Genomic DNA, 20,587 nt, shown 5'->3' with positions numbered 1-20,587 from the left:
GGGTAGCCGGGGCAGCGTGAAGCTCAGCCCAGACGACGCGCCTCGCTCACGCCCGGCAACGCATCGAGCTTGCCCAGCAGATTCGACAACTGGCCGTAGTCGCTGACCTTCAGCCGCAGGCGCAGATGCGCGCGGCCACTGTTGCGGACGTTGTCGCTGTGGATGTCCAGCACGTAGGCGTCTTCCTGTGCGATCAGGTTGGTGATGTCCTTCAGCAGCCAGCGGCGGTCGACCGCCTCGACCACCACGTCCACTTCGTAGCCACCGCCGGCCTGGCCCCATTCCACCGGCAGGATCCGCTGCGGGCTGGTCGCAGCCAGCCGTGCCAGTGCCACGCAGTCTGCACGATGTACGGTGACACCACGGCTACGGGTCAGGTAGCCGACGATCGGTTCGCCCGCCACCGGCTGGCAGCAGCGCGCCAGCTGCACCAGCAGATTGCCCACGCCCTGTACGGTGAACTTGGACTTGCCCAGGTTCTCGCGGCGCGCGGTCGGCCGCGGCAAGGCCGACGTCGGCGCCGGCTGGCTGGCCGCACGCTCGGCCTCCAGCAGCGAACGGCTGACCTGGTTGGGGCCTGTATCGCCCAGGGCGACCTGGATGTACAGGTCGTCGACGCTGTCGGCGTGGAACTTCTTCGCCGCCGCGGACAGGTCAGAATGCTGCAGGCCCAGCCGCTTCAGTTCGCGCTCCAGCAGCTCGCGCCCCGCTTGCACGTTGCGCGCACGGTCCAGCTTGTGGAACCAGCTGCGGACCTTCTCACGCGAGCGGTTGCTGGCCAGGAAGCCGTTGGCCGGCATCAGCCAGTCGCGGCGCGGGTCGGCCTCCTTGCCGGTGAGGATCTCGACGCGATCCCCGCTGCGCAGGCGGTAGGTCAACGGCACGATGCGGCCGTTGACCTTGGCCCCACGGCAGCGGTGCCCGACCATGGTGTGCACCTGGTAGGCAAAATCCAGCGGCGTTGCGCCCTGCGGCAGGTCCAGCACTTCGTCCTTCGGGGTCAGCGCGTAGACACGGTCTTCGGTCAGCTCGGCATCAAGCGCTCCGGCCAGTTCATTGCCCTGCCCGTCCTGCGCCTGCTCCAGCAGCTGCCGCATCCAGGTGATCTTGCGATCGAACGACTTCTCCGCGCCCTTGCCGCCTTCCTTGTACTTCCAGTGCGCGGCCACGCCCAGCTCGGCCTGCGCGTGCATGTCGTGGGTGCGGATCTGCACTTCGATGGTGCGCCCTTCCGGGCCAACCACCGCCGTGTGCAGCGAGCGGTAATCGTTGGCCTTGGGCCGGGCGATGTAATCGTCGAACTCGCTCGGCACCGGCGCCCACAGCGCATGCACCACGCCGAGCGCGGCGTAGCAGGCGGCGACGTCGTCGACCATCACCCGTACCGCACGGATGTCATACAACTGGTCGAAGGCCAGGCGCTTCTTCTGCATTTTCCGCCAGATGCTGTAGATGTGCTTGGGCCGGCCACTGACCTCGGCGCGGATGCCCTGCACGCCCAGTTCGCGCGACAGCACCTTCTTCACATTTTCGACGTAGCGCTCGCGGGCGATGCGGGTCTCGTCGACCTCGCGCGCGATGCGCCGGTAGGTGTCCGGCTCCAGGTGACGGAAGGCCAGGTCTTCCAGTTCCCACTTCAACTGCCAGATGCCGAGCCGGTTGGCCAGCGGCGCATGGATGTCGCGGGTCAACTGGGCCAGCGCGCGGCGCTGCTCCTCATCGAGCTTGTCGGCCGCGCGCATGCGCGCCAGCTGCCGGGCCAGCAGGATCGGCACCACCCGCAGGTCGCGGATGATGGCCAGCAGCAACCGGCGCAGGCCTTCGCTGTTGCGGCCCGCCTCGCGACCGGCATGCAGTGCCCAGACGGGATCGGCCGCATCCTGGCCATCGAGCAGGCCGATCACCGCCGCTTTGTGGCTGCCCAGCGGCAACGCGTCGAGGTGGACGCGCAGGCCCGGCAGATCGAACAGCAGGGCCGCCACCACGGCGCCCTCGTCTGCCGAGAGCATTGCCAGCGCGTCCAGGGTATCGCCAAGCACCGACCAGCTGGCACGCATCTGCGGGTCGCAGTCCGGCGCTTCCCAATGCCCGCGCAGGGCCTGGCGCAGCGGAGCCGGCAGCACGGCTGCCGAGGGACGGTTCAACAAGGCATCCAGGCCGGGGACGGAAGCGCGGTTCACAGCATCGAGCAGGCAAGACAGAAGCCCCTACACTAGCGCCGCAGCCGTTCAGGAACAATCGCCGCGGCCACCATCGCCGGGAATGTGGACATGCCGCTACACTCGCCGACATCCACCGGAGAGTTCCGCCATGCCTTCGATCACCCTGCCTTTCCGCCCTCGCCTGCTGGCCTGTGCCGCCGTGCTGCTGTCCCTGTCGGCGCCTGCGCTGGCCCAGCGCGTGGTGCAGGGTGACCTGCAGCAGCAGATGTCACCGGCCGAATTCAAGGCCGCTGGCCTGGACAAGCTCAATGCCGCCGAGCTGGCCACGCTGAACCGCTGGCTGCAGGGCAAGGTTGAAGCCGCCACCACCGAGGCCGTCGCTGCGGTGCGCGAAGAAGCGCGCGAGGAAGGCCGCCAGGAAGTGATCGTGAAGAACCGCGGCTTCTTCGACTTCGGCAGCAACGAGCCGATCAGCGGCGTGCTGCAGGGCGAGTTCCGCGGTTTCGGCAAGGGCCGGATCTACGTGCTGGACAATGGCCAGCAGTGGGAACAGACCGATGCCACCTCGGTTTCCGGCGTACGCAAGCAGTCGCCGAAGGTCAGCATCAGCCCCGGAGTGATGGGTGTGTGGTACCTGAAGGTCGAAGGCGTGAACACCCAGCCCAAGGTGCGCCGCACCAAGTAACGACGCTGTCAGCCGGTACCGCCGAGACCATGCTCGGCGGCAACCTGCTGCGCCACGACCCGCAGTAGATCCACGCCATGCGTGGATGCCATTCCGCTTGACCCCGCCAGCCAGTAGCCGACGGGGCCAGCCCAGGGATTACGAGGCCTGGCGCAGTGCGGTCACCCGCTGCGCCAGCTTCTTCGCCGAAACGCCGGTGCGTGCGCCCAGCTCCTGGGCGAACAACGAAACCCTCAGCTCTTCCAGATCCCAGCGCAAGGCCTGCCACTGCGGCCGCTCGCGCAGGCCCTGCTGCTCGCCCACCTGCAGTGCCTCCAGGAACGGGTGCAGTTCCAGCATGCGCGCCTGGTCACGTGGGGGATCGCGCTTGGCGCGTTCGGTGCGCAGGATCATCGCTTTCAGGTAACGCGGGTACTGCGCCAGGGCATCGGCCGGCGTGTCGCGCAGGAAGCCGGGATGGATCAGCCCAACCAGCTGCGCCTCCATGTCATCCAGATTGCCGCGCGCCCAGCCCATCAACGGTGCTTCCAGCATCGGCTTCAACTCGGCCACCAGGGCAAGGATCGACTCGGCCAGCTTCAAGCGCTGCATCGCCTCGCCAAACAGCGCCTTTGCCGCGTGCTCGCGACGCTGCTCGAACGCCGCCGCATCGCGGATGTCGCCCAGGCCGTCGGCCAGCACGGCATTGAGCGCCGCATCGACCAGATCGCCACGCAGGCGTTCCTGGGTTTCGATCGAGGCGTACAGCAGCCCGGTCTTCGCCGCTACCGGCAACTGCTTGCGTGCCTGCTTGATCTTCTCGCCCAGGCCAATCTCCAGCAGTCGACGCACGCCCAGCGGGTGCGCTTCCTCGGCCTGTTGGCGATCAGCAAAGATGCGCAGTGCAACGCTGTCACCCTCATCCTTCAGCGCGGGATAGGCCGGCACGCCGGCCTCGCCCGGCACCTGCAGCGGAATCGGCGTGGCCGGGAACGAGCGCAGGCCATCGGCCGCCATCTCGCGCCCGGCACGTGCGGCGAACGCATCGCCGGCACGGCCACCGAACTTCGCACGCAGCACATCGAGGTCGCGCGAGGTTGCCAGCACCTTGCCCTGCTCGTCGCGCAGGCGCAGGTTCATGTGCAGGTGCGGTTCGATTGAACCGGGCTCGAAATCGGTAGCGGCCACGGTTGCCCCGGTTGCACGGGACAGGAAACGCGCCAGCTCGCCGGTGATTGCGTCCGCGCTGGGCTGCGGGAAGGCCTCGTAGAACGCGCGCGCGAAATCCGGTGCCGGCACGTAGTTGCGCCGCATCGCCTTGGGCAGGCTGCGGATCAAGGCCGCCGCCTTGTCGGCAACGAAACCCGGCGCCAGCCACCCCAACTGCACTGCATCCAGTGCATTGAGCAGATGCAGCGGCACGTCCAGGGTCACGCCGTCATCGTCGGCCCCCGGTTCGAAGCGGTAGTGCAGCGGCAACCGCGCCTGGCCCAGCGCCAGGTACTTCGGGTAGCGCTCCTGCTCGCTGCCTTCGCCCGGCAGCAGGTCCATCAACGACCAGTGCAGGCCCTTGCGCTGTTCCGGCGGCAGCGCCTTCCACCACGCATCCAGCCCGGACGCGGAATGGATCTGCGGCGGCACCCGGTCCAGGTACCAGCGTGCCTGCCAGTCCTCGTCGGCAACAATGCCGGCACGGCGCAGCTTGGCTTCTTCCTCGCGTGCCTGCTCCAGCACCTTCTGGTTGTCGGCCACGAAGCTGGCGCGGGTGTTGATCTCACCGGTCACCAGTGCCTGCCGCACGAAGATGTCATGCGCCTCGCCGGCGTTGATGCGGCCGTAATGCACCGGTTTTTTCGGTGCCAGCACCAGCCCGAACAGGCTGATCTGCTCGGAGGCCAGCACCTGGCCCTGCGCACGCGACCAATGCGGGTCGAAGTGCTTGCGCAGCAGCAGGTGCGGCAGTTCGGCAATCACCCAGTCCGGCTCGATCGCCGCCAGGGTCATGCCCCACACCTTCTGCGTATCCAGCAGGTTGGCGGCCAGCAGCCACGGTGGCGGCCGCTTGGACAGCGTCGATCCGGGGAACGGCAGGAAACGGCGTTGGCGCGGCGCCTGGAAATCACCCTTCTCGCTGCGATGGCCGATCTGCGTGGGCAGGCCCGCCACCAACGCCCGATGCAGGGTCTGGTAAGCCGTGGCGCGAACGCGTTCGCTGTAACCACCGCCGTCGGGCGCCTGGTCCTTCTGCGCACGGGCGGCGACCGGCGCGGGCGCCGTTTCGGCCTTGCCCTCGCGGGCCAGGCGCGCGGCACGGTGCAGCTGGCCACGGGTCGCCTTCACCGCAGCAGCGTCATCGCGCGCCGGAGCCGGCGCACTGCTGCCGGCCAGCAGCGGTGCCATCGATGCCTCGTTGGCCTCTTCCTTCCAGCCCAGTTCCTCGCACAGCAGGCGCAGCTGCCGATGCAGCTCGCGCCATTCGCGCATGCGCAGGAAGCCGAGGAAGTGGCGGCCGCACCAGTCGCGCAGCTTGGACTGGGTCAGATCCTCATGGGACTGGCGATAGGCGTCCCACAGGCGCAGCACACCGACGAACTCGGAGCGGCCATCGGCGAACTGCGCGTGTGCGTTGTCGGCGGCGCCACGCGCCTCGGGCGGCCGCTCGCGCGGATCCTGGATGCCCAGGAACGAGGCGATCACCAGCATCGGTCGCAGGCAGCCTGCCGCCTGCGCCGCCACCAGCATGCGCGCCAGCTTCACGTCCACCGGCAGGCGCGCCATCTGCTTGCCGATCGCGGTCAGGTGGCGCTGGCTGTCGATCGCCCCCAGCTCGGTCAGATGCTGCCAACCGTCAGCGACGGCCCGCTCATCCGGCGCCTCAAGGAACGGGAAATCCTCGATGCGGCCCAGGCCAAGCTGCAGCATGCGCAGAATCACCCCGGCCAGGCTGGAACGACGGATTTCCGGATCGGTGAACTCCGCCCGCGCCTGGAAATCGGCCTCGGCATACAGGCGATAGCAGATGCCCTCGGCCACGCGGCCACAGCGGCCCTTGCGCTGGTTGGCACTGGCCTGCGAGATCGGCTCGATGTGCAGCCGGTCCAGCTTGTTGCGCGGGCTGTAACGCTTGACGCGGGCGAAACCGGGGTCGACCACATAGCGGATGCGCGGCACCGTCAACGAGGTCTCGGCCACGTTGGTGGCCAGCACGATGCGTCGGTTCGGGCCGGGGTTGAACACCCGGTCCTGGTCCTGGTTGGACAGCCGCGCGTACAGCGGCAGCACTTCGGTATTGCGGTACTTGCGCCGCTCCAGTGACTGGTGTGCATCGCGGATCTCACGCTCGCCCGGCAGGAAGATCAGCACGTCGCCACGGGAATCCAGGCGGGTGATTTCGTCGATGGCCGCAACGATCGCATCGTTGACCGTGCGTTCGCCCTGGTCTTCGCCCTCGCCTTCCAGCGCGCGATAGCGCACCTCGACCGGATAGGTACGGCCTTCGACGCTGATTACCGGGGCATTGTCAAAATGCTGGGCGAAGCGCTCGGTATCGATGGTCGCCGAAGTGACGATCAGCTTCAGGTCCGGGCGCTTGCGCAGCAGCTGCTTGAGATAGCCAAGCAGGAAGTCGATGTTGAGGCTGCGTTCGTGCGCTTCGTCGACGATGATCGTGTCGTAGTTCGACAGCCAGCGATCACTGGCGATCTCGGCCAGCAGGATGCCGTCGGTCATGAACTTGATGCGGGTGTCTTCGCCGACCTTGTCGTTGAAGCGCACCTGGTAGCCCACCAGTTGGCCCAGCTCGCTCTGCAGTTCCTGCGCGACACGGCTGGCCACCGCACGTGCGGCGATCCGGCGCGGCTGCGTGCAACCGATCATGCCGGCCTGGCCACGGCCGGCGGCCAGGCACAGCTTCGGCAGCTGCGTGGTCTTGCCCGAGCCGGTTTCACCGGCGATCACCACCACCTGATGGTCGCGGATCAACTGGGTGATGGTCTCGGCTTCACGCGCAATCGGCAGCTGTGGGTCCAGAGTAATGGCCGGCTGTTGTTGCGCCCGCGCCTGCCGGCGCTGCACCGAAACCTGCAAGGCCTGCTCGAAACTGGCGGCCAACGCCGCATCCTGTGGCTTGGCCTGGCAACGCGAGAGCATTCCCAGCAATCGTCCACGGTCGCGGCTCATGGCGCCGTCGATGGCGGCACGCTGTTGGCGCTGGCGGGACTGCGGCATTTTGTCGATAGCGTTCATCAATCGGTTCGTTTAAAACGTTGAATGCGACCAGTCATCACGACTGATTTATTGTGAAGGCCAACGATTCCACAAGGAGGAACCCCATGGCGAAGACCAAGAGCACGACCAAGCCCAAGACCGGCAAGCAGAAGCTTGCGGCTTCCGCGCCGTCGGCCCCCAACATCGATATCGGGATCACCCAGGGCGACCGCAAGAAGATCGCCGACGGATTGGCGCGGTTCCAGGCCGATGCGTTCACGCTTTATCTGAAGACCCACAACTTCCACTGGAATGTCACCGGGTCGATGTTCAACTCGCTGCACACCATGTTCGAGACGCAGTACACCGAGCAGTGGGCGGCACTGGACGACGTGGCCGAGCGCATCCGCGCACTGGGCTTCAATGCCCCGGGCTCCTACCGGGAATTTGCTGCGCTGACCTCGATCGTCGAGGAGCCGGGCCTGACCGACAGTGCGGACTGGCGTGAAATGGTACGCCAGTTGGTGGTCGCCAACGAAGCGGTATGCCGTACGGCACGTGAAGTGCTGGATGTGGCTGCCAAGGGCGACGATGCTCCGACCGAGGATCTGATGACCCAGCGCCTGCAGACCCACGAGAAATACGCGTGGATGCTGCGCTCGCTGCTCCAGTAAGGGTTGAGGGTGGTTCGGCAGGGCTGCGCCCTGCACCTGCAGAGACTTTGAAGCCAAGGCCAGAGCCAGAGCAAAAGCTGACTTCCTGTGGGTAGCGGGGTGGGTCCGGTTGCGGGGGACGCCGTGAATACGTCCCTGTAGGCTCGGTCGCGCCATCCATGGCGCTCACGCCCCCGCAACCGGACCCACCCCGCCTTCGACAAACCTCCGCGATCTGCCGGGCCAGCTCTTGGGGTCGGATCCGTTTTCCGCAGGAAAACGGATCCGACCCCATTTTATTTGTCGATATCTGACAGATTTCATCCACGCATGGCGTGGATCTACCAACCGTCACCGGAAATCTGTCGGGGGCGGGGCGGTGTGGGCTTGCAGGACCGTTGGCGCCATGGATGGCGCCATCGAGCCCCCATGGACGGGTTTACGGCGTGTCCTGCAAGCCCACACCGCCCCGCCAAACCACGGATCACCCCAGAGCCTGCTGCTGCTGTTGCTGTTGCTGTTGCCAGGGTTGCCGGCCAGCGGCCGGCACTACAGCAGGTGCCGGGTGCAACCCGGCCGAACCCCCGCCGGGGTAAACTAGGCGGATGGCTTCCCGTCCTGCGCACGACCTGCTCCGCCGCGTCTTTGGTTACGACGATTTCCGTGGTCCGCAGCAGGACATCGTGGAGCATGTGGCTGCCGGTCACGATGCCCTGGTGCTGATGCCTACCGGCGGCGGCAAATCACTGTGCTACCAGGTGCCCGCCCTGCTGCGTGACGGCTGTGGCATCGTCATCTCGCCGCTGATCGCGCTGATGCAGGACCAGGTCGAAGCCCTGCGCCAGCTCGGCGTGCGCGCCGAATTCCTGAACTCGACCCTGGACGCCGAAACGGCCGGCCGGGTCGAACGCGAACTGCTCGCCGGTGAGCTCGACATGCTCTATGTCGCTCCCGAACGCCTGCTGACCGGCCGCTTCCTGTCGCTGCTGTCGCGCAGCCGGATCGCCCTGTTCGCCATCGACGAAGCCCATTGCGTGTCGCAATGGGGCCACGACTTCCGCCCCGAATACCGGCAGCTGACCGTCCTGCACGAGCGCTGGCCGGAGATTCCGCGGATCGCCCTGACCGCCACCGCCGACCCGCCCACCCAGCGCGAGATCGCCGAGCGTCTGGACCTGGCCGAAGCACGTCACTTCGTCAGCTCCTTCGACCGCCCCAACATCCGCTACACCGTGGTGCAGAAGGACAACGCCCGCAAGCAGCTGAGCGATTTCCTGCGCAGCCATCGCAGCGAGGCCGGCATCGTCTACTGCATGTCACGGCGCAAGGTGGAGGAAACCGCCGAGTTCCTGTGCACGCAGGGGTTCAATGCCCTGCCCTACCACGCCGGCCTGCCCGCGGAAGTGCGTGCCAACAACCAGCGCCGTTTCCTGCGCGAGGACGGCATCGTCATGTGCGCGACCATCGCCTTCGGCATGGGCATCGACAAGCCGGACGTACGCTTCGTCGCCCATACCGACCTGCCCAAGTCGATGGAAGGCTACTACCAGGAAACCGGCCGCGCCGGTCGCGATGGCGAAGCCGCCGAGGCCTGGCTCTGCTACGGCCTGGGCGATGTGGTGCTGCTCAAGCAGATGATCGAGCAGTCCGAGGCCAGCGAGGAGCGCAAGCAGCTGGAGCGGTCCAAGCTCGACCACCTGCTGGGGTACTGCGAATCGATGCAGTGCCGCCGGCAGGTGCTGCTGGCCGGTTTCGGCGAGACCTATCCCAAGCCCTGCGGCAATTGCGACAACTGCCTGACCCCGCCGGCGGCCTGGGATGCCACCATCCCCGCGCAGAAGGCGTTGAGCTGTGTATACCGCAGTGGCCAGCGCTTCGGCGTCGGCCACCTGATCGACATCCTGCGCGGCAGCGAGAACGAGAAGGTCAAGCAGCAGGGCCACGACAAGCTGAGCACCTACGCCATCGGCCGCGACCTGGACGCGCGTACCTGGCGCAGCGTGTTCCGCCAGCTGGTGGCCGCCAGCCTGCTGGAAGTGGACAGCGAGGGCCACGGTGGCCTGCGCCTGACCGATGCCAGCCGCGATGTGCTGACCGGTCGCCGCCAGATCAGCATGCGCCGCGATGCGGTCAGTGCCAGCGCCGGGCGCGAACGCAGCGCGCAACGCACCGGCCTGTCGGTGCTGCCGCAGGACCTGGCCCTGTTCAATGCGCTGCGCGGCCTGCGCGCCGAGCTGGCGCGCGAGCAGAACGTGCCGGCCTTCGTGATCTTCCACGACAGCACCCTGCGCAACATCGCCGAACAGCGCCCGACCTCGCTGGACGAGCTGGCCCGGGTCGGTGGCATCGGCGGCACCAAGCTCAGCCGCTATGGCCCGAGGTTGGTCGAGATCGTGCGCGAAGAGGGGTGACCCCGGTAGCGCCGGGCCATGCCCGGCGGCCCGCATATCGACCGCGCTTCACGCTCGCCGGGCATGGCCCGGCGCTACCAGGCTGCGCGATTGCGCACCCTTGCCCGGCTCAAACCTTGAACCACCCGTTCAGCCGGATGTGCATGTCCGCCCACTTGCCGCTAGATTAGCGCCATGTCCCTCGCCTCGACCCTGCTCCGTGTCGTGCTCATGCTCAGCCTGTTGCTCAACGGGCTGAACGCGGCCATGGCCAGCGGGCACGAGGACATGGGCCGCATGGCCCATGCGATGGCCTCGGCGATGACCGATGAAGGCGACGCCGACTGCCACCACCACGCCGGCATGACGGCCGACGAGGCGCCGCAGGCCAAGGCCCCCGCGCACGACGCACACTGCCAGATCAAGGACTGCGTGCGCAGCTGCGCCCAGCACCCGCTGCTGGCCGTGCAGGCACTGCCTTTCCTGGCGGGTCCCGGTCTTTCCCTGACCCCGCAGCCGATGCCTGCCAATGGCCGCCCGGCACCGCCGCTGCCGCCGATCTCACGCCCTCCCATCGGCTGATCCAACACGCCTCGTGCGCGCTGCGCACTGAAGCCGGCCCTGCGCTGGCGTCATTCCGTGTTTGGAGTCACCACCATGAGTACCCGTATTCCTCCCGGCCCGGGCGCTGTGCCCATGCCGTCGCGCCGTCTGTTCGTGCAGGGCATCGCTGCTGGCGGCGTGGTCGCCGGCATCGCCGCGGCCGGCATCCCGCAGCGCGCGCTCGCCGCCGCTTCTGCCGCGCCACGCCTGGCCGGCGCACCTTCGGTCATCAGCGATACCCGCGTCGAACTGGCGATCGGCGAGTCGCTGGCCAACTTCACCGGCCGCACCCGCCCGGCGATCACCGTCAACGGATCGCTGCCGGCACCGATCCTGCGCTGGCGCGAAGGCCAGACCGTGGACCTGTTCGTGCGCAACACGCTCGGCCAGCACCCTACTTCGATCCACTGGCACGGCATCCTGCTGCCGGCCAACATGGATGGCGTGCCGGGCCTGAGCTTCAACGGCATCGGCCCTGGCGAGACCTACCACTACCACTTCGACCTCAAGCAGTCCGGCACCTACTGGTATCACAGCCATTCGCTGTTCCAGGAACAGGCGGGGCTGTACGGCGCGCTGATCATCGACCCGGCCGAGCCGGCGCCGTACCGGCATGACCGCGAGCACGTGATCATGCTGTCCGACTGGACCGACATGGATCCCGGCGCGTTGTTCCGGCGCATGAAAAAGCTCGCCGAGCACGACAACTACTACAAGCGCACCCTGCCCGACTTCCTGCGCGACGCCCGTCGCGATGGCTGGTCGGCCGCGCTGTCCGACCGCGGCATGTGGGGCCGGATGCGGATGACGCCCAGCGACATCTCCGACATCAACGCGCACACCTACACCTACCTGATGAACGGGACCGCGCCGGCCGGCAACTGGACCGGGCTGTTCCGCAGTGGCGAAAAGGTGCTGCTGCGCTTCATCAACGGTGCATCCATGACCTACTTCGACGTGCGCATTCCCGGCCTGAAGATGACCGTGGTCGCCGCCGACGGCCAGTACATCCATCCAGTCAGCATCGACGAGTTCCGCATCGCCCCGGCCGAAACCTACGACGTACTGGTGGAACCCAGCGGCCAGGATGCCTTCACCCTCTTCTGCCAGGACATGGGCCGCACGGGTTTTGCCGCCGGCACCCTCGCCGTGCGCCATGGGCTGCAGGCACCGATTCCCGCGCGCGATCCGCGCCCGTTGCTGACGATGAGCGACATGGGTCACGACATGGGCGGCGGTGGCCACGGCGGCCACGACATGGCAGCAATGAAGGGCATGGAAGGCGGCTGCGGTGCCAGCATGGGCCACGGCGCACATGGCGGCGGCGAGACCGCCAGCAAAGCGCCAAAGCATCCGGCCAGCGAGCGCAACAATCCGCTGGTGGACATGCAGAGTTCGGCCACCGAGCCGAAGCTGGACGACCCCGGCATCGGCCTGCGCGACAACGGCCGCCAGGTGCTGACCTATGGTGCGATGCGCAGCCTGTTCGAAGACCCCGATGGCCGCGAGCCCGGCCGCGAGATCGAGCTGCACCTGACCGGCCACATGGAAAAGTTCTCCTGGTCGTTCGACGGCATTCCCTTCGCCGGCGCCGAACCGCTGCGCCTGAACTACGGCGAGCGCATGCGCATCGTGCTGGTCAACGACACCATGATGCAGCATCCGATCCACCTGCATGGCGTGTGGAGCGACCTGGAAAACGCGCAGGGTGAATTCCAGCTGCGCAAGCACACCATCGACATGCCGCCCGGTACACGCCGCACCTATCGCGTACGCGCCGATGCACTCGGCCGATGGGCCTACCACTGCCACCTGCTGTACCACATGGAAGCAGGCATGATGCGCGAAGTGAGGATCGAAGAATGAGCCGTTCCCTGCTTGCCCCAAGCCTGTTGACCCTCGGCCTGTTGGCCGCGCTGCCCGCATTCGCGCAGTCCCATGCCGGCCATGACATGACCGCACACGCGCCTCCTGCCGATGCCACGCCAGCGGCCGACGTGGATCATTCGAAGATGGACCATTCGAAGATGGATCACGGTGCGATGGACCATTCGACGATGGACCATGGCGCGATGGATCACTCGACAATGGGCCACGACACACCCGCGCCGACGCAGCCGCGCGAGCCGATACCTGTCCCCACCGATGCTGATCGTGCGGCCGCGTTCCCCCCCATCGCGCATGGTGCGATGGAGCACGCCCCGGAGATCCACAGCCTGCTGCTGATCGATCGCCTGGAGCACTGGGATGGAAAGAACGGCAACGGCCAAGCCTGGGAGGCCAGCGGCTGGATCGGCGGCAACATCAACCGCCTGTGGCTGCGCACCGATGGCGAACGCAGCGAAGGCCGCACGGAATCATCAGGCGTGGAAGCGCTGTACGGGCGTGCAATTTCGCCGTGGTGGGACGTGCTGGTCGGTGTACGCCAGGACGTCCGCCCCGCCGATTCACGCACCTGGGCGGCGATCGGCATCCAGGGCTTGGCGCCGTACAAGTTCGAAAGCTCGGCCACGCTGTATGCCGGTTCCGGTGGCCAGCTGATGGTCAAGGCCGAGATCGAATACGACGTGCTGTTGACCAACCGGTTGATCCTGCAGCCCCTGCTGGAAGCGACCGCGGCCAGCAAGGACGAACCAGAGCACGGCATCGGCCGCGGCCTCAACAAGGTCGAAGCCGGCCTGCGCCTGCGCTACGAGTTCAATCGCCGCTTCGCCCCGTACATCGGCATCAGCCACGAACGCGCCTTCGGCGATACCGCCGACTATGCCGGCGACCATGCACGCGACACACGCTGGGTCGCCGGCATCCGCATGTGGTTCTGAGCAGCGAATCATGAGCAGCAGCCAGCCCCGGCAACCGCCGGGGCCGGCTACACTGCCGCACGTTCCATTGCAGGCTGCACCATGTCGTTGCATATCCGCCGCGCCACCCTGGCCGACGTCGACGCGCTGTCGGCGATCGCCATCGCCACCTATACCGAAACCTGGGGCGATTCCTATCCGCCGCAGGATCTGCACGCGTTCCTGCAGGAACACTACGGCACCGAGCCGCAGCGAGCGGAACTGTCCGACCCGCGCAGCGCGGTGTGGCTGCTGCTGGAGGGTGAGACGGTGGTGGGCTATCTGGCCGCCGGTGCCAACACCCTGCCGCATGCCGAAGCACGCGAAGGCGACATCGAACTGAAGCGGCTGTACATCCTGGCCAGCCACCAGAACGGCGGCCACGGCGCGCGCCTGATGGATGCCTTCATGACCTGGCTGGAGCAGCCGCAGCGCCGCACCCTGTGGGTGGGCGTGTGGGAAGAGAACTTCGGCGCGCAGCGCTTCTACGCGCGCTACGGCTGCAGCAAGGCCGGCGAGTATGACTTCATCGTCGGCGACAGCCGCGACCGCGAGTTCATCCTGCGCCGGCCCTGAGCCGCGTCAGAAATCGAACAGCTCGGAGAGGAAGCTCTCCTTCTTCTTTTTCTTGTAGCCCTGGCTGTACTGGCCACGGTTGTCATCGTGGCGCTGGCCGAGATGACGGGTGTCGCGATGCATCACCGGCGGCGGAACGGCCTGCGGTTGCACCGGCGCGGGCCCTGGCGGCGGCATGGCGGCACCTGCACCGTCGGTGGCGCGCTCGATGATCTTGTCGAGTTCGCCACGATCCAGCCATACGCCACGGCAGCTCGGGCAATAGTCGATCTCGATGCCATGGCGCTCGGCCATCTGCAGGGTCTGGGTCTTGCACACGGGGCACAGCATTCGCATTGCTCCTGTCGGTCTGGCCTCGACTGTACCTGTGTGCGGATGACTGTGCGGCAACGCATGACCGATGGCACAGGGACTTCCGGCGCGTGCCGCCACGTCCGCCGCCCTGCAGACTGCCTCGCGACCTCGCTGCAAGGAATGCATGTGACTGCCCGTGACTCGATTCCCACAGGCGTCCGCCTGTTGCTGGTGCTGCTTGGCGTTGGCCTCGGCCTGAACGTGCGCGACATCAGTGCCGCGCTGGGCGCGCCGATTCCCGCCCTGCCCATGCCCTACGGTGGCAGCCTGCTGGACAACGCGCTGGCGGTGCTGGTGGCACTGCTGCTGGCCACGCTGCTGCGCCCCCGCGGTGTGGGCCTGCTGGCCAGCCTCGGCCTGTGCGGAAACGACCTGCGTGGCCCGTTGTGGGTGCTGCTGGCCAGCCTGCCGTGCTGGCTGGGGCTGGCCCTGCTGGGGACGCCCAACACGGCGCTGACGACGCTGGACGCCGCGATGCTGGCCGTGCTGTTCCCGCTGGCCGAAGAAGTGCTGTTCCGTGGCCTGGGCTTCGTGCTGCTGGTGAAGATCGTACGCGGCCCCTGGCCGTTGCTCGCACTGCCGCAGGCGCTGCTGTTCGGCATGGTGCACTGGCTGGGCTTCGGCGGCTTCGACGGCGGCGGCGTGGCCCTGTTCGTCGGCGTAGTGATCGCCTTCGGCGGATTCATCTTCGCCTGGCTCGACCACCTCGACGGCAATACCCTGTGGTGCGGTCTGGCCCTGCACGTGTCGATGAACCTGGCCTGGAATGTGTTCAGCCTCGACGACGCCGTTGCGCTGGGCTGGCAGGCCACCAGCCTGCGCATCGGCACCGCGCTGCTGGCGGTGGCAGCGCTGGCCTGGCATGTGCGGCGCCAGCGCAACCGCGCGCTGTAACGCCGGCTTAGCCGATCCTGCACACGGGGCTCACTGGGGGCTTGCGCATACTTGCGCGCCTTTCATGCCCTGCCGTCCGGAGTTGTTGCGTCATGCTGCTGTCCAAGCGCCACGTTGAACCACGCGTCCTGCTGATCGAAGACGCCGAGGAAACCCGTGAACTGAGCCGGATGGCGCTGGAGAGCCAGGCCTGCCACGTCGCAGGCGTCAGCAGCGCCGAAGCCGCGCTGGGCCTGCTGGCCGCCGGAGAGCGCTTCGACCTGATGTTCACCGACGTCAATCTCGGCCTGGTCAGCGGCATCGAGGCCGCCAACCGCGTGCGCAGCCTGTATCCGCAGCTGCCGATCCTGGTGACCTCCGGCATGGACCAGCATGCTGTGCTGCCGCAACTGCACGACGGCATCCATTTCCTGCCCAAGCCCTACAACATGAGCGAGCTGCTGGATGCGATCCGGCTGTGCTTCCGCCATGCCGCCGATGCCGCGCTGATGCCGGCGCCGCAGGCAAGCGCGGCCTGAGGCTGCCATCCACGCATGGCGTGGATCTACTGGTGCATCCACGCATGGCGTGGATCTACGGCGATGCGCACCGTTGCGTGAACGGAAAATGCTGCCAGTAGATCCACGCCATGCGTGGATGGAGCCGGCCGTCAACCGCCGGTATACGGTCCTTCGCCCGGAAGTACCTCAAGCAGCGCACGGGTGATCACGCGCGGATACACCGTGAGATGGTCTTCACCATCCATCACGATGTTCTCCACCTGCAGCTTGCGACCGCTGCGCTGCAGTTGACCGGCGAAGTCGGCGGCCTGCCGCAGCATGTCGTTGCCCGTTGAGTAACGCGGCCCCGGCTTGACCGTCTCGTAGCCGCCCACCGACAGCAGCACGCGGATGGGCTGTGACGGCATCACGGCGGCATCCTGCATGCGCGGCAGCAGGCCCTGGTCGAACCACAGCGACGGACTGGACAGGATGTAGGTGCCGAACATGTCGGGCTGGGTCGTCAGCACGTAAGCACCCAACAGCGCGCCATAGGAATGACCCGCAAACACGCGCCGGGCCGGATCGGTACGGTAGCGCGCATCGATCAGCGGCAGCGCGTGGTCAGCGAGGAAGTCGCGGTAATGGGCCGCGCCGCCATAGATCACGTCATCGCTGTAGTAGCCGGCAGGGGTGCGCACGGGGTCACTGGGAGTGTAGTCGCGCGAGCGGCTCTGTTTGGAGGTCAGGCCTTCCTGCGGCGGCAACCCGACCAGGATGAAATCCTCGATGTTGACGCCCTGCTGCCCGACCAGGTTGCGCACGCTGCGCACCAGCGGAAAGCTGTACAGCGCATCGGTCACGTACACCACCGGATAACGCTTCTGCGGATGCGCCGCGTAGCCGGCAGGCAACGCCACCCACAGGGCATAGTCGCGCCCGATCGGGTCATGCACGCGCAGTGACTCGGTATCGGGGAGCACAACGCCTGGCACGGCCGTCGCGCTTTCCCTGGCTTCCTTCTGCGTTGCCGGCGGCGCCACCGACATCGCGCACCCTGCCAAGGCCAGGCAGGCCAGCACACTCCATACACGCACACGCTGCATCCGCGCTCTCCTGTTGCGGGCGGCGCACCCAGGTGGCGCCGCTGATGCATCCTCACACACCGCGTTGTTGCGCGCCAAACCCCTCTCAGGGCGACGCTGGCGGCTGTGCCGGGAACAACGTACGCAGGCCCTGCAGGGCCGCCGGGTGGTAGATCGTGGCGTGGGTCTCTTCCGGCAGCGGCTGGTACTTCACCAGCGTTGCCGGCGATGCCTGCTGCAGCAGCGCCGCCAAGCGTGCGCTCGACGCTGCCAGTTCCGGCTGGCCACTGCTGGCCAGGAACAGCCGCGCACCGCTGCGCGCGACCGACGGCACCTGCTTGCCTGCGCCAGACAGCAAGGCGCCGTGGTTCCACCACAGGCTGGGGTCCAGCGCGATGTAGCTGTTGAACAGGGTGGGTTCCTGCAGCAGCGTCTCGATCACGAACAACCCGGCCAGCGATTCGCCGATCAGTGCCCGCTCGTCGGTGGTCGCATAACGCTGGCGTACCTCCGGCATCAGTTCATCGCGCAGGAAATCACGGTACGCCGCCGAGCCACCAATGCGCGGCGCGATCTTCTGGTCCTCAGGATCACGGCTCGGGCCGGTCATGTCGCGGCGGCGCTCGGTGTTCTCGATGCCGACCAGCAGGAACGGGCGCATGCTGCCGTTGCCGGTCAGCACCTGCACCAACCCGGCCACGTGCAGGAAGTCCTCGCCGATGCCGCCGTCGGGCATGTACAGCACCGGCAGTGGCGTCTTCGGGTCCAGGCCCCACGGCTGCGGGCGGTAGACGTTGATGCGGCGGATCTCGCCCAGCGCCTTGGACTGGAGGGTGAAGGTCTCGCCGATGACCAATGGAGAGGCGACCGTCGGCTGAGGCGCCGGTTCGGCGGCCATCAGCGGCGCGGCGGAGACACAGGACAACAACAGCGACAGCACGATCAAACGCATGGGACGCCCCATCCAGCGAAAGATGCCGAGCATAGCGCCCGGACGCGCGCATTGGCGCCTGCCAGATGCGTAGATCCACGCCATGCACGGATGACTTGCCGTGACTCGCGCCCGGATAGGGCCCCATACCGCGCGTGCACCGCCATGTGTCGTGTTTGAACCGCCAAGGACGCCACTATCGTCGCACCTGCACCGAAATGCGGTGGGTACAACTGGAACGCACAGAGGACATTGATGGCGAAAGTGAAGCCAGCTTTACACGCGCTGGCTCACGGCAGATGCATCGCAATGTGCGGTTTGCGGCATCTTCCAGCGCGATCAACCAGACGCGGAAACGAATGCGTCGTGTACTGACGCTTGCTGCGCAGGACAGGCCTGCGCCACCATCGTCGCGCGTCTGGATTCCGCATGTCCTTGCGGAAATTTCTGATTGAAATCCAAGCGCAGGCGTAAACACCATGCTGCGCCACCGACAACGGGTGGCACCGGGCCTGCAAGCCTGGGAAGACAAAAAGCATGTTGTTTGCGCTCACCCGTCGGCACTGTCTCCGGACCGTGCCGGCGGGTGATCCGTCGGCCTTTATGGCGGGCGGTGCGTGGGGGTCTTCGGATCCGCCGGTTAACTGCTTACTGTCTTCCCGGCTTGCAGCCATGCACCGTCCGCCACCCGCCTCACGCGGTGGCATTCCCACCTCAGAGCCGAGGAAGCCGAGATGACCGAAGGTCCGCCCTATCCCTCATATGCCGCCAGCGTCAACGACGACGATGACAACCCTGCGCCCGAACTGAGCACGTTCCTGGGCTGCCTCGAGCGCATCCGCGCGGGCGAAGGTGCAGACGGCCAGCCCTGGCCTGATACCAGCCTTCCCGCAGGGCGCAGGCTGGCACTGTCACGCGTGGAGCGCGCGGCCGTCGGCATGCTGACCGTGGCAGAGATGCTGCACGCCGCCGACCGCTGCCGGTCAATCGCAACGCCGGACCGGCATCTGGATGACGGCGTGGTCGAAGGGCTGTTCTTCGCCTTCCGCGGGCTGGCGGAACTGGTGTGCCGGGATATCCGGCCTGAGTAGCAACCCTGCACCATAATCCAGCCATACTCGGACCGGGCCCGTTCCGGGTTCCATCGACACTGACACAAGGAGGTTCGCATGTTGAATGCCATGATCATTGCCGCGCTGGCCGCAAGCCCGGCCGCTTCCGTGCCATACGCCGACTGCCTGCTCGGCAATATCCAACCCGGCCTGTCCGACCACGCCGTGCAATTGGTGCAGCAGGCGTGCGCCGCAAAGCACCCCGACAGCTTCACTGCCTCGCTGGAACTGGAGCGCAATTACAGCGCCCAGCGGCAAGCCCGGTTCGACGCAGAGCGCGCCGCAGTGGAGCGTGCGGCGAATGCTGCCGCCAACGCGGCAGCGGTTGCCGCACAGGCGGCGGCGAAGCGCGAGGCGGCCCGTTCTCAGGGCGCGACGTCCAAGTAGGACTCCACGTTCTGCAAGAAAAAAGGCACCGCCGAGCGGTGCCTTTTTGACGCTGGGCGTTTGAGAACGGGCTGGTCTGCTGAATGTTCGTCCCGGCCGGCACCTGGATGCCTACATAGGTCGCATTGGCCATGCCGATGTTGGTCACGACCTGCGCAGTTAACGGCCCGACGCTAGAGTTCAGCATACGGCCACGCTGAGCTGGAGTATTGCTCCAATCGACATATCCGATTACTGCCTGCGCCATATCGAAACGGGCGTTGTTGCCCGCATTGATCGACAATGCGCCGCCATTGATGACACCCGTGGATTCGAACAGCGCCGGACCGAACCAATCTCGTGCGCCCGAAGCATCGATGCTGTAGGTCGTCAGGGCTACCGGGGACGCCTGATCGCTATCCAGATTCAGGACGATGCCGCCCGACCTGTTCGACGTCACCCAGACGCTGTTCGAGCCGCTAACGTCTGAGAGCTGCAGCGCGGTTTTCGCCTCTGCCAGAGCCGCTAGGACCCCAGGCGCCAGCGACAGCGTGGGCAGACCAGCTGCAACGGTCCCATTGGCCACGTCGATCGGGGTTGCCGTGCCGGTGATCGTGGCAGCCCAGCTGGCGCGCCCGGCCGTGTGCGGCTGGCAGGCTCCTTGGAGCACCACGCGACAGCGCGATCAAACTCACCGGCCTCTACCGAATCAAGCGCGCGGCGGCCACGGATCAGCTCAATGCAGGCCTTGTCCTGGCTCAGCGGACTGAAATTGGGGAGGCCCTGCTGCTTCTGCAGCACGCCCCACGTCCGGGACAGGAACTGGTAGCTGCCTACGGCGGTGGAGGCCAGTTTTTGGGTCGGCCGTACCAGCTTGACCGGGTGCTTGCTCAGGTCGGTGAACAGGACACCACCAACCAGCACGTCATTGCCATGGTTCTTCGTGGACTTGCGCCCGTTGTAGGTCTCTTCGAACCAAGCCAGCATGTTCAAGAACGCCACAACGTTCTGGCCGCCAGCATCGTGTGCTGCGATTTACGCCATGCCGCGGCCCCCTCGGGTGTTGGGGGCCATGCTACCGGGCTGGACCGAGGCTTCAACCGACGTAGAAATGAAAAGCCCCGCCGAAGCGGGGCTCTACTACTTCGTTTTAACAACAGTTCTCTTTGGGTTTGCAGCTAGGACAAGCTGTCCGTCCTTTACCCCTACGGTGTAGGTTCTGACCTTCACCGTGGTTTGCGAGGTGTCCTTGGACCGAATTGAGCCCGACCT

At 66.7% G+C, this 20,587-nt stretch carries 17 protein-coding genes; 11 read left to right on the top strand and 6 right to left on the bottom strand.

Annotation, left to right across the window (positions count from 1 at the left end):
• Positions 1 to 23: 23 nt before the first annotated feature.
• The gene (locus tag K5K93_RS17265) at positions 24 to 2,180 is read right to left on the bottom strand and encodes a bifunctional (p)ppGpp synthetase/guanosine-3',5'-bis(diphosphate) 3'-pyrophosphohydrolase (protein ID WP_222388517.1); all 2,157 of its coding nucleotides are present in this window, start codon (positions 2,178 to 2,180) and stop codon (positions 24 to 26) included.
• 130 nt (positions 2,181 to 2,310) lie between these two features.
• Between K5K93_RS17265 and K5K93_RS17260 the strand changes: the two genes are divergently transcribed.
• Complete coding sequence (locus tag K5K93_RS17260) at positions 2,311 to 2,847, top strand: hypothetical protein (RefSeq protein WP_222388516.1); 537 nt, start codon at positions 2,311 to 2,313, stop codon at positions 2,845 to 2,847.
• 138 nt (positions 2,848 to 2,985) lie between these two features.
• Here the strand turns inward: K5K93_RS17260 and hrpA are convergent, their stop codons facing one another.
• Positions 2,986 to 7,071, bottom strand: a complete 4,086-nt coding sequence (gene hrpA / locus K5K93_RS17255) for an ATP-dependent RNA helicase HrpA (protein WP_222388515.1) — start codon at positions 7,069 to 7,071, stop codon at positions 2,986 to 2,988.
• Between the two features lie 86 nt (positions 7,072 to 7,157).
• On the opposite strand from hrpA, the gene K5K93_RS17250 reads away from it, so the two are divergent.
• The 6 genes from K5K93_RS17250 to K5K93_RS17225 all read left to right on the top strand — a co-directional run bounded on the left by K5K93_RS17250 (position 7,158) and on the right by K5K93_RS17225 (position 14,094).
• A complete protein-coding gene (locus tag K5K93_RS17250; protein WP_088100980.1) occupies positions 7,158 to 7,706 on the top strand; it encodes a Dps family protein in 549 nt (182 codons plus the stop codon).
• A 584-nt stretch (positions 7,707 to 8,290) separates the two neighbouring features.
• Positions 8,291 to 10,096 carry a DNA helicase RecQ gene (recQ, locus tag K5K93_RS17245; RefSeq protein WP_222388514.1) on the top strand — a complete coding sequence of 602 codons (1,806 nt, stop codon included), beginning with the start codon at positions 8,291 to 8,293 and terminating at the stop codon, positions 10,094 to 10,096.
• Between the two features lie 174 nt (positions 10,097 to 10,270).
• Entirely contained in the window at positions 10,271 to 10,657 is a 387-nt protein-coding gene (locus K5K93_RS17240) for a CopL family metal-binding regulatory protein (RefSeq protein ID WP_218787869.1), read from the top strand.
• A gap of 75 nt (positions 10,658 to 10,732) precedes the next feature.
• Positions 10,733 to 12,544: a copper resistance system multicopper oxidase gene (locus K5K93_RS17235; RefSeq protein WP_222388513.1), complete on the top strand. Its 1,812-nt coding sequence runs from the start codon at positions 10,733 to 10,735 to the stop codon at positions 12,542 to 12,544.
• Positions 12,541 to 13,500, top strand: a complete 960-nt coding sequence (locus tag K5K93_RS17230) for a copper resistance protein B (RefSeq protein WP_222388512.1) — start codon at positions 12,541 to 12,543, stop codon at positions 13,498 to 13,500. The genes K5K93_RS17235 and K5K93_RS17230 overlap by 4 nt, the downstream gene beginning before the upstream one ends.
• An 81-nt stretch (positions 13,501 to 13,581) precedes the next feature.
• Entirely contained in the window at positions 13,582 to 14,094 is a 513-nt protein-coding gene (locus K5K93_RS17225) for a GNAT family N-acetyltransferase (protein WP_222388511.1), read from the top strand.
• A 6-nt stretch (positions 14,095 to 14,100) separates the two neighbouring features.
• On the opposite strand, the gene K5K93_RS17220 is transcribed toward K5K93_RS17225, so the two are convergent.
• On the bottom strand, positions 14,101 to 14,424 hold the full coding sequence (locus tag K5K93_RS17220; protein WP_033831815.1) for a zf-TFIIB domain-containing protein: 324 nt from the start codon (positions 14,422 to 14,424) through the stop codon (positions 14,101 to 14,103).
• Between the two features lie 150 nt (positions 14,425 to 14,574).
• Here K5K93_RS17220 and K5K93_RS17215 point away from each other — a divergent pair, with 150 nt between their 5' ends.
• Positions 14,575 to 15,342, top strand: a complete 768-nt coding sequence (locus tag K5K93_RS17215) for a CPBP family glutamic-type intramembrane protease (RefSeq protein ID WP_261311868.1) — start codon at positions 14,575 to 14,577, stop codon at positions 15,340 to 15,342.
• A gap of 92 nt (positions 15,343 to 15,434) precedes the next feature.
• On the top strand, positions 15,435 to 15,860 hold the full coding sequence (locus K5K93_RS17210; RefSeq protein ID WP_025874652.1) for a response regulator: 426 nt from the start codon (positions 15,435 to 15,437) through the stop codon (positions 15,858 to 15,860).
• Between the two features lie 131 nt (positions 15,861 to 15,991).
• Here the strand turns inward: K5K93_RS17210 and K5K93_RS17205 are convergent, their stop codons facing one another.
• Complete coding sequence (locus K5K93_RS17205; RefSeq protein WP_222388509.1) at positions 15,992 to 16,927, bottom strand: alpha/beta hydrolase-fold protein; 936 nt, start codon at positions 16,925 to 16,927, stop codon at positions 15,992 to 15,994.
• 85 nt (positions 16,928 to 17,012) lie between these two features.
• Positions 17,013 to 17,858, bottom strand: coding sequence for an alpha/beta hydrolase-fold protein (locus K5K93_RS17200; protein WP_222388508.1), 846 nt, complete (start codon positions 17,856 to 17,858; stop codon positions 17,013 to 17,015).
• A gap of 713 nt (positions 17,859 to 18,571) precedes the next feature.
• Between K5K93_RS17200 and K5K93_RS17195 the strand changes: the two genes are divergently transcribed.
• Together K5K93_RS17195 and K5K93_RS17190 are read left to right on the top strand one after the other, a co-directional pair.
• Positions 18,572 to 18,928, top strand: a complete 357-nt coding sequence (locus tag K5K93_RS17195) for a hypothetical protein (RefSeq protein WP_105164539.1) — start codon at positions 18,572 to 18,574, stop codon at positions 18,926 to 18,928.
• A 78-nt stretch (positions 18,929 to 19,006) separates the two neighbouring features.
• On the top strand, positions 19,007 to 19,336 hold the full coding sequence (locus tag K5K93_RS17190) for a hypothetical protein (RefSeq protein ID WP_222388507.1): 330 nt from the start codon (positions 19,007 to 19,009) through the stop codon (positions 19,334 to 19,336).
• A gap of 504 nt (positions 19,337 to 19,840) precedes the next feature.
• Here K5K93_RS17190 and K5K93_RS17185 read toward each other — a convergent pair.
• Positions 19,841 to 20,302 carry a glycoside hydrolase family 104 protein gene (locus K5K93_RS17185; protein ID WP_222388506.1) on the bottom strand — a complete coding sequence of 154 codons (462 nt, stop codon included), beginning with the start codon at positions 20,300 to 20,302 and terminating at the stop codon, positions 19,841 to 19,843.
• Positions 20,303 to 20,587 lie beyond the last annotated feature (285 nt).

The organism is Stenotrophomonas sp. DR822 (assembly GCF_019793815.1).
In the GTDB taxonomy this organism is placed as follows: Bacteria; Pseudomonadota; Gammaproteobacteria; order Xanthomonadales; family Xanthomonadaceae; genus Stenotrophomonas; species Stenotrophomonas indicatrix.
The sequence above is the reverse complement of the archived record's forward strand: the minus strand, read 5'-3'. Positions and strand labels throughout refer to the sequence as shown.